The 9,644-nt window shown below is 38.0% G+C and carries 6 protein-coding genes; 3 read left to right on the top strand and 3 right to left on the bottom strand.

The window, feature by feature from the left end; genetic code table 11:
• Both K1X82_06005 and K1X82_06000 read right to left on the bottom strand, forming a co-directional pair.
• Positions 1-630 (bottom strand): hypothetical protein (locus K1X82_06005; GenBank protein MBX7181646.1); only part of this gene is annotated, 630 nt, incomplete at its 3' end.
• A gap of 2 nt (positions 631-632) precedes the next feature.
• The gene (locus tag K1X82_06000; protein ID MBX7181645.1) at positions 633-2,057 is read right to left on the bottom strand and encodes an MBOAT family protein; all 1,425 of its coding nucleotides are present in this window, start codon (positions 2,055-2,057) and stop codon (positions 633-635) included.
• Positions 2,058-2,174: 117 nt separating this feature from the next.
• On the opposite strand from K1X82_06000, the gene K1X82_05995 reads away from it, so the two are divergent.
• Positions 2,175-3,926, top strand: coding sequence for a carbamoyl transferase (locus K1X82_05995; GenBank protein MBX7181644.1), 1,752 nt, complete (start codon positions 2,175-2,177; stop codon positions 3,924-3,926).
• A gap of 317 nt (positions 3,927-4,243) precedes the next feature.
• Here K1X82_05995 and K1X82_05990 read toward each other — a convergent pair whose 3' ends face one another.
• A complete protein-coding gene (locus tag K1X82_05990; GenBank protein ID MBX7181643.1) occupies positions 4,244-6,346 on the bottom strand; it encodes a helix-hairpin-helix domain-containing protein in 2,103 nt (700 codons plus the stop codon).
• 112 nt (positions 6,347-6,458) lie between these two features.
• Here K1X82_05990 and K1X82_05985 point away from each other — a divergent pair, with 112 nt between their 5' ends.
• Together K1X82_05985 and K1X82_05980 are read left to right on the top strand one after the other, a co-directional pair.
• Positions 6,459-7,967, top strand: a complete 1,509-nt coding sequence (locus K1X82_05985) for a CotH kinase family protein (GenBank protein MBX7181642.1) — start codon at positions 6,459-6,461, stop codon at positions 7,965-7,967.
• A 73-nt stretch (positions 7,968-8,040) separates the two neighbouring features.
• Positions 8,041-9,588 carry a GH3 auxin-responsive promoter family protein gene (locus tag K1X82_05980; protein ID MBX7181641.1) on the top strand — a complete coding sequence of 516 codons (1,548 nt, stop codon included), beginning with the start codon at positions 8,041-8,043 and terminating at the stop codon, positions 9,586-9,588.
• Positions 9,589-9,644 lie beyond the last annotated feature (56 nt).

The following is a 9,644-nucleotide window of genomic DNA, read 5'->3' as shown; positions in this document are numbered from 1 at the left end:
ATACAATGGGTATTTTGATTTGTTTTTTTGTTGAACGAAGTAGGTGTTAAAGTCCAATTGATTAATACCGAGTTCGGCCCCGATTTTTACCATGGTTTTATGGTTGGTAGTTCCAATTTTATTGGTACGTAGTTCTGATTCGGGAAAGAGTTCGGGGAAGAAGGAGCCTTTGCCGGCGGCATGTATGAGGAGCAAGGTTTTGTTTTGCTTGGCTAAGGTATCTTGAAGAAATTTAACCTGGAGCAACAATTCCCGGATGGAGTCTTGGCCCAGGAAATCTTCACCATAATAGGCTTTGATGTAATTTTGCTCGAACAAGCAGTTTTCTTTTCCAATGGTTACCCCATTTGCTCTAGCTTTATGGAAAAGGTCGTAGCCGATTTGGTTGTTCAAACGGATAAAGAAGGAGCGAAATCCAAATTTTTCGTTGAGGTATTTTTCCTTTTTTTCTTGGTAATTTCCATTCATCCAATCTCCCCATGAAAATTGGGTATTTTCGGGTTCGACGATGGCACCTTTGAGGGGTTCAAGTTTAACCCAATGATTGCTTTTTTGAATAATTGGCCAAAACAAAAGCATCAGAAGCAGATAGGCTAATCCGGTTTTAATATGTTTTTCCCAATTTTTCAATGTTAGAATCTAAAATAAATAAATGGGTTAAAATTAAATCCGGTGATATTGGCAATACTAACTAAGATTAAGCCAAAGCATAGGATGAAAACCAGGAGATGTTTTCCGATTCCGTAAGGTTTGAAATAGATTTCGTTTTGAATGGAATGTAAAATTGGAAAGGCCGACCAAAAGGAAAAAATGAAACCTAGGATGAAATAAAAATTAGTTTCGGCATCGAAGACGGGGAAATCATGGAAATCGAATGCTAATAATCGTTTGGTAAATTCCCAGGCAAGACCGATATGGTCAATACGAAAGAAAACCCAACCGATACAAACCAAGAAAAAGGTAATAATCCGAGGAATCCAGGTTCCAAGTTTGTTGTAAAATGTTCCAAGAAACATTCGTTCCAGAACCAAGAATAAACCATGGTATGCACCCCACAGAACGAAACTCCAGGAAGCGCCATGCCATAGACCGGATGCGAGGAAAACTAACCATAAGTTTAGGTAAAGACGAAATTTTGAATTTACTCTATTTCCACCCAATGGGATGTATAGGTATTCTCTCATCCAATTTCCAAGCGAAATATGCCACCTTCTCCAAAAATCGGTGATGCTGATGGCGGTGTAAGGATTGTTAAAGTTTTCAGGAATCTTAAACCCAATCATTTGTGATATTCCTATAGCCATATCGGAGTATCCTGAAAAGTCGAAATAGATTTGGAAAGTATAGGCCAAAATGGTTGACCAAGCCCTCCAGGTATCCAAGTCGGCATAGTTCCAGGTAAACAGAATATCGGCATGCTGTCCCATATGATTTGCGATAAGGACTTTTTTGCTTAAACCAATGGCAAACCTGTAAAACCCAATTAAAAAGTTGTCGGAAGTTTCGGATAATTGTCGGTCTTTGATTTGATCGGCCAGGTCGTGATACCTAACAATTGGCCCGGCGATAAGTTTTGGGAAGAGTAAAATGTAAACCAGATAATCCCAGAAATTTTGGAGAGGTTTGTGGATTTTGCGATAGACATCCACCACATAGGTAATTGTTTCAAAGGTGTAAAAAGAAATTCCAATGGGAAGAATTAGTTTGGTCCAAACAATACCATTAAAACCAAATAATCCTAAGGCCTGATTGACATTGTCGATGAAGAAGTTGGAATATTTAAAATAGAAAAGCAAACCTAGATTAACTGCAACGGAAAGAGATAACATAATTTTTCGATGCAAGGGATTCTCGCTTCGATTCATCCATTTTACCAAGTGGAAATCAAGAAAGGTGGTTCCAAGAATGACAAAAATAAATTTTGGAGCCCCCCAACTGTAGAAGACTATGCTAAAGAAAAGAAGGGTCAGGTTTTTATACTTCCTGTCAGCTATTTTATATGCCAACAGAAAAACCGGCAGGAAATACAAAATGAAAACGATGCTGCTGAAAACCATGAAGGCTGCTAAGTTGCTGAATTTTACATTTCAAAAAAAAATCAAAGCGATTAAATTTCAATTTAAGGGTCTTCTTTTGTTTCTTTGTGGATTGTAAACCCACTAGTGTATTGATGAATGGTAATTTTAGGCTTTAATTGTTATGGGCATGATTCTGCTGCCAGTTTGATTATTGACAATAAACTTGTATTTGCAGTAGAGGAAGAAAGGATTAATAGGAAAAAACATTTCGGTGGTCTCCCTGAAGCTAGCATTCGGGCTTGTTTAGATCATGCAGGACTTTCTTTATCCGATGTTGATCATGTAACCTTTTTTTGGAAGCCTTCCATTTCCTATTCCAAGATTCCTGTCTTTTTATTGAAGTTTTGGGATAAGGTGCCATCTTTATTAATGGAACAAAGGAGTTTTTCGGTGGAAGAAAATTTGGGGATGTTGAATTATTTAGGGCAAATGAGAAAAATTCCTCAAACCCTCCAACAGATTTTTCCGGGAAATAATAAGTTCCAGTTTCATTTAATGGAACACCATCTTTGTCATGCAGCCAGCGCCTTTTATCCAACCCCTTACGAAGATGCTGCTATATTAACAACCGATGGGGCAGGGGAGTGGACTACCTCTTTGTTGGCGCATGGAAAAGGTAATGCCATACAAAAACTCTCGAGCATTGAAACCCCTTATTCTTTAGGGGCTTTTTATCAAGCAATTTCCAGACACTTAGGTTTTAAATTAATTGAAGGTCCGGGAAAATTGATGGGGTTAGCATCCTATGGAAATCCAAATACGGAAACATATGCCCAAATGCGAAAGCTGTTTCAACTAACAGACGACGGAGGATTTAAAATGGATATGAGTTATTTTTCATACCATTATACCAGGAAGAGTGGGGTTAGTGAGAAGTTTACTGCCTTGTTTGGGCCATCAAAATCCCAGGGTAAAGATTGGACGGAAAAGGAATTGGAAGTGGCTGCAGCGGCACAACGAATTGTAGAAGATGTTTTACTTCATGCCGTTAGGTATTTAAAAAAGACAACCAAATCAGAGAATTTATGCATTGCCGGAGGGGTAGGATTGAACAGTGTAACCAATGGATTAATTGCAAAGGAAGGGTTGTTTAAGAATGTTTTTATACAACCTGCTGCCGGTGATAGTGGAACCTCTATGGGGAGTGCCTTATTATTGAACCATGCCGTTTTAAACCGGAAACGGGAATACATTATGGATACGGCCTTTTTAGGTCCCGGTTATCAGGATGATGCGTATGAAAAAGCAATTAGACAATTTGATTTGCCATATGTTAAAACCAAAACTAACTACGCCAAATTTGCTGCGAAAAAGTTGGCGGAGAATAAGATTATAGGCTGGTTTCAAGGGCGATTGGAATTTGGCCCGAGGGCGTTGGGTAATAGAAGTATTATTGCAAGTCCATTGAATCTGGATATGAAGAATATTCTGAATGCCAGAGTGAAATTTAGAGAAGGATTTAGACCTTTTGCAGCCATAGTTCTGGAAGAAGATTGTGGTAAATATTTTGATAGTAGCTTCCCCAATCCGTATATGTTGGTGGTGTATGATGTTTTGGAGGAGTACAGGCAGAAGCTTCCGGCAATAACTCATGTGGATAATACGGTTCGAATTCAAACGGTTAATAAAACTGAAAACCCTCAGATGCGTGATTTGTTAGAGGCATTTAAGGAAGAGACCGGCTATTCGGTTTTAATTAACACTTCTTTCAATATTAAGGGAGAACCTATTGTATGTAACCCATACGATGCTGTTTGGAGTTTTGATCGAGCCGATATGGATTATTTGATTATCGGGAACTACATTGTTGCAAAAAAAGGGGATGAGAAATCCTTGGAGGGTTTATAATTTGTTGAAATTTTAGCTATTTCCTAAGGCTAGGGATCTTCCAACTTGCAGGAACCTCATAGATACCTTGACAGAATAGATTTGACACTTAACTTATAAATTGCGCCTCGGGCAACGATAGAGGCAAGTAGCCCACAGGCCCACTACGGCTTTAGCCTAGGGGGCCGAGGACTACAGCCGATAGCGTGACCCGAACGCCCGTGCAGGTTGATTTGGCTTTAAAAAAAAAGCTGGATGGGCGGAGGGGGCCCGCATACAAAGAATTAAAAAATAGGTTGTTTCCAGCTAGTTGGCCTTATTGTAATCGGTATAAGAAATTAAAAGCTGAAACGAACTTGAGCTTTAATTTCGGAACGAGTTGAACCGGAGATATAACTGATGCCGCTTCCTTGTTCCGTTTGATTGGAGTATACTGTTTGAGAAAACCTTAGCCACAAATCAATTCCTCTCCAAACATGGTACTTCAGGGTAACATAATACCTGCTGCCTCGGTAATACAATCCAGGAATGGAAAAGGCATAAAGTACATCGTTTTCATAGGCATAAATCCGGCTATTGTAGCTGTCGGTATCGAATAAGGCGTACCTGGCTGAGATGGTAATTGGGCTTCCAACGGCAGAATAACTGACGTCCTGGTACATCATAAAACCTTTTTCCCATTGGCCGCTTGTGTTTTTTAGAAGAACATATTCTATTCGATTTCTTAATTTTATGGAAGGTGAAACTCTGTAGGAAATATTGAATCTGAAATTAGTTTGATCCAGGTTAACCAACCCCGGAATTCCTTCTTCAACTTCGGTTTGGTTGCGTTGTTTTTGTCTTTGTCTAATTCTGAAATAGGCGTCAAAGGATTTGCTGGGAGTATAATTAACTTGAAGTAAATAATCCCAACCTCGGCTAGGAGCATCTATTTGGTATTTTAACCATGGGAAGGTAAAATAATCGGCATAACCTTGCAGACCCCAACCTTTTCCCAAATAGGCTCTAAAACCTACATAGGTTCCACTTTCGTTTGCTGCCAATGTGTTTTCTGTAATGGCATTGGAATACCTGCTTTGAAATTTTGGTTGAAAATCTCGTCTAACTGCAATTAAAGTAAGCTTGGGATCCAGCATCCAAAAAAGGCCATTGATTGAACCTAAACCCCCATTTTGACTCATGGAAGTTTCTCCAAAAAGATTTAAATTTCGAAAAGTGTAGGAATAATCAATTCCATAGTTTGAATTGCTTTGTTTAGCTAGTTCAAACTGGTTATAAAGGTCGTCATTAGCTTGAATCTCGCGTGAGTACTTATAATTTACTCCAGTAAAACCTAGGTTCAAAGTTTTATACTTGAAAGAAAGATGACCTCCTGCCATTCTTTCCTGAATGGTTTTTCTATTGTCCATTTCAGAAACCGTTCGGTGGTATCCACTTTGGTCAAAACTAGTAACCTGAACATCGGCATCGTTGGTGGAATCTGCTGCGGTTAAATTTCCATCAATTTTTTTGTAGGAATAAAAACCAGTTAATTCAAATTTCCACAATCTAAAAGTTGCTGCCCCTCCTCTCAAAAAGCGATTTTCATCAACTGAAGTATAGGGTCTAATACCAATTGCATTGCGTTTTATACTGTAAGGGTCAGCCGTTTTTCCAAATGCTAAACCGGTCCATGCAGTTAAACCTTGTCCGAATTGAGCTTGATAATCGCCTATTGCCAAGGTTTTTAACCAGGAAGTGGCATTTTTTAAAATAAAATGGCCGGAATAAAAGTCAAAACCTTGGGCTTGATTGCCTTTAAAAAACTGTTCACCTGCGTCTTTTTCAGCTGTAATTCCAAATTGCAGGTTGGTAGAGTATTTAAAAACATATCGGGTATATAATCGGTATGGGCTGCCGGCGTACCTGCTATTAGGACTGGCCTGGAGCAAGCTATCAGATGCAGGTTGGTAGCCTTCTGATTTTTCAAGTATTTGTTGATACCGAGTAAAGAATTGACTTTTTCCGTTTTTGAAAATGTTTTTAAAACTTAACCTTGCTACGTCTGTATTGTCCTTAACTTCAATGTAAGGTCTCAGATTGATGATGGTATTTAAATCCCAACCATCAATAGATTGAAGTTCATACAAGTTCATGAGCTTTCCATTTTTTGCAATGTGAGCCAATAAGTTGTTGATTTGGACTTCGTCCAATAGATTCAATTGTTCCAGGTCTTCTCTACTGGCAGAATTTAAATTAATAGGGTTCTTAGCAATTTCAACTAAGTCGTCAATCAGGTTAGTAAAGTCTGTTTCGTCATCTGTACCTTCAGCGATATTTTCTATTTTTTTTTCAATCAGGTTTTCCTTTTTTAGTTCTTCAATGTCGTTTTGCGACCATACAGTCATCGGTGCTACCGACACTAGGGCAATAACCAATAAAAGAATACTGTATTTGAACATAGCCCACAAACATATCCAAATTCAAAAGCAATTGAAAGGGAAATTTTAGAAAACTTTCAACCGAAATTTAGTCGCATTAAACCAGTTCTGCTTACTTTCGTCTAAATTTAACATGAATTTAACAAAGCAATTCCTTTTCCAATTTGTCTTCGCAATTTTTAGCGTTGTATTTTTATCTGCCACTAGTTTGAAGGCTCAATTTAATAACAATGGCGATGCAATTTTTAACTCGCCTGATATTCATGTCTTTAAATTTACCTTTACTCAACCATCCTTTTGGGACAGTTTAATTGCCAATTATTACACCGATCTGATGATGCAAGCAAACGTAGAAATAGACGGTGTAGCATTCCCCTCTCCAATTGGTGTTCAATTGAAAGGTAATTCCTCATTTACGACCTATCCCGGGGTAAAGAAATCTATAAAAGTTAGTTTTGATGAATATGTAGATACGGCTGACTTTCATGATATTACGACTTTGAACCTCAATAATGGATTCAAAGATCCGACTATGTTAAGGGAAAAAATGTGCCTTGATTTTTGCAAAAGAAATGGTATTAATGCCCCTCGATGTACCTATGCAAAGGTTTATTTAAATAACGAGTTCTGGGGTTTCTATACTTGTGTTGAACAAGTTGGAAAAATTTTTTGCAAAACAAGATTCAATAATAAAGGTGGAAATCTGTATAAAGGCGATCCAACAGGTGATTTGAGATGGTATGGGGCTCAAGAATCGCAGTATTATGATAAGTATGAAAAGAAAACAAATGAATCACAGGATTGGTCTGATTTAGTTCGTTTGATTGACAATCTCAATAATGAAGCTGCATCGGTTTGGAAAGATTCTTTGGAAGCTACCCTGAATGTAGAACAATACATTCGCTATTGGGCTGCCAATGTTTTGTTTGTCAATCTCGACAGTTACACCGGTTCAGGACATAATTATTACATTTATCATGATGACTCCCTTCAGTTCTTCCAATGGATTATGTGGGATGTGAACGAATCCTTTGGTAATTTTAATCCCGGGGGACTACAAAATACAACCATGTCTAGTTTGGCATATGATTATATTCCAACGCCAGCCACAAATCGACCGCTAAATAATAAACTTCTTGCAGATAGTGACTATCGTCAACGGTTGAAAGACCAAATCTGTTCCTATATTCAATCCGATTTTAACAGCGGAAACCTGGAGCCTCAAATTGATTCCTTGGCTAATCGCATAAGGGCAGATTACTATTCAGATCCCAATAAAATGTATTCCAATTCTCAGTTCGAAGATAATATCAACAATACGGTTAATCAAACGCCCGGATTAAAATCATTTATTTCCGAACGTGTTCAATACCTAAACACCCAATTAGGCTGTCCAACCGGAGTTGAACAGATTCCATATAATTCCCGGAACTTGATGCCTAATCCTTTTTCCAATTCCTCAACCTTAATTGGATCAAAGGACCAACCCACGGTGTTAGATGTGTTGGGAAGAGATTTAAGTTCAGAATTTAATTTCAAATATTCCGATGGTAAGTGGTTAATTGAAAATCCTAAATGTCTTCAAGGTTTTTACTTTTTGCACTTTGATAATTCACCATCCATTCCATTTGTTTTGGAATAGACAATTTTGTTAACTTCTTTCCTAGGTTGATACCAATAGGAAAAGTTTACCTTTGATCTTCTTAATTTAAGGTATGGCAATTATTGGAAGAACATTAAAACGAGCCATTACATTTGGTAGCCGAGTTGGCAAAATAGGTATTCCCCGAGATCCATTTATTCTTCAACAGCGTACGTTGGTTAAATTACTTACCAAAGCAAAGCAAACTAGTTTTGGTAAAGCCTTTGGATTTAGGTCTATATTAAACTCAACAGATCCAATTTCTCAGTTTAGATCCAGTGTGCCTCTTTTCGATTACAATAAAATTCAGGAGCAATGGTGGCATCGTTCCTTAAAAGGGGAAAGGGATGTCACTTGGCCCGGTCAAATAAAGTATTTTGCCTTAAGTTCAGGAACCAGCGATAGCGCCAGCAAACGAATTCCAATTACTCGGGATACCATAAAATCCATTACCAGGGTAGGATTAAAACAACTCATTTCCCTGGCAGAATACAATTTGCCTGAATCTTTATTTGAAAAGGATATTCTTATGATTGGCGGGAGCATAGATTTGAATCACAAAGGCAGCTACTATGAAGGAGATTTGAGTGGAATTAGTGCAGGAAATATTCCCTTTTGGTTTCAACCATTTTATAAGCCCGGAAGAGAAATAGCTTCTGAAAAAGATTGGAGTGTGAAACTGGATGAAATTATGCGAAGCAGTGCAGATTGGGATATTGGAATTATTGTTGGAGTGCCTGCTTGGTTGCAAATTGTTTTGGAAAAGGTAATTGCCTACCACAAGGTTAAGCATATTCATGAAGTTTGGCCTAACCTTCAAGTGTTTGTCCACGGAGGGGTATCTTTTGAGCCCTATCGGTCAAGTTTTAATCAATTGCTGGGTAAACCAATTATTTTTTTGGAAACCTACCTGGCTTCGGAAGGGTTTATCGCTTTCCAGAATCGAAAGGATGCCAAAGGAATGCAATTGCTCCTGAACAATGGAATCTATTTTGAATTTATTCCATTCGATGAATCTAATTTTGATTCTGATGGTAAATTTAAAGAAGATGCCAAATCCTTGAGTATTAATAAGGTGGAATTAGGAAAAGAGTATGCCTTGGTTATGAGTACCTGTGCAGGAACCTGGCGCTATTTGATTGGAGATACCATCCGTTTTACGGACTTGGAGAGATGCGAAATTCAAATTACCGGACGTACTAAGCATTTTTTGAGTCTTTGCGGAGAGCATCTGAGTGTAGATAATATGAATAGAGCCATTCAAAAACTTACTGAAGAAACCGGAATTCAAATGAATGAATTTACGGTATGTGGGAAAAAAGCTGAAACAGGATTTATGCACCATTGGTTTATTGGAACCAACCTTGATATTGATTCTAAAAAAGTAGCCGCTTTACTTGATAATGCTCTTTCAGAACTGAATGATGATTATGCTGTGGAAAGGCAATCCGCATTGAAGGAGATTAAGGTTGACATTGTTCCTCGCGATTTTTTTGATCTATGGATGAAGAAAATGGGAAAAGAAGGTGGTCAAAATAAATTCCCAAGGGTCATGAAACCCGAATTGTTTGAAGATTGGATTAACTTTGTGCAGAACGAGCGTAATAAATTAAGTAGTTAAATTTTGGTTGCAGTTGATGGTATTCTTCTGGGTTTAATCATTAGTATTTTGATAGG

The sequence above is a fragment of the Bacteroidia bacterium genome (genome assembly GCA_019695265.1).
In the GTDB taxonomy this organism is placed as follows: Bacteria; Bacteroidota; Bacteroidia; order JAIBAJ01; family JAIBAJ01; genus JAIBAJ01.
Note: the sequence above shows the minus strand (reverse complement) of the source record. Positions and strands in the feature narration are given on the sequence as shown.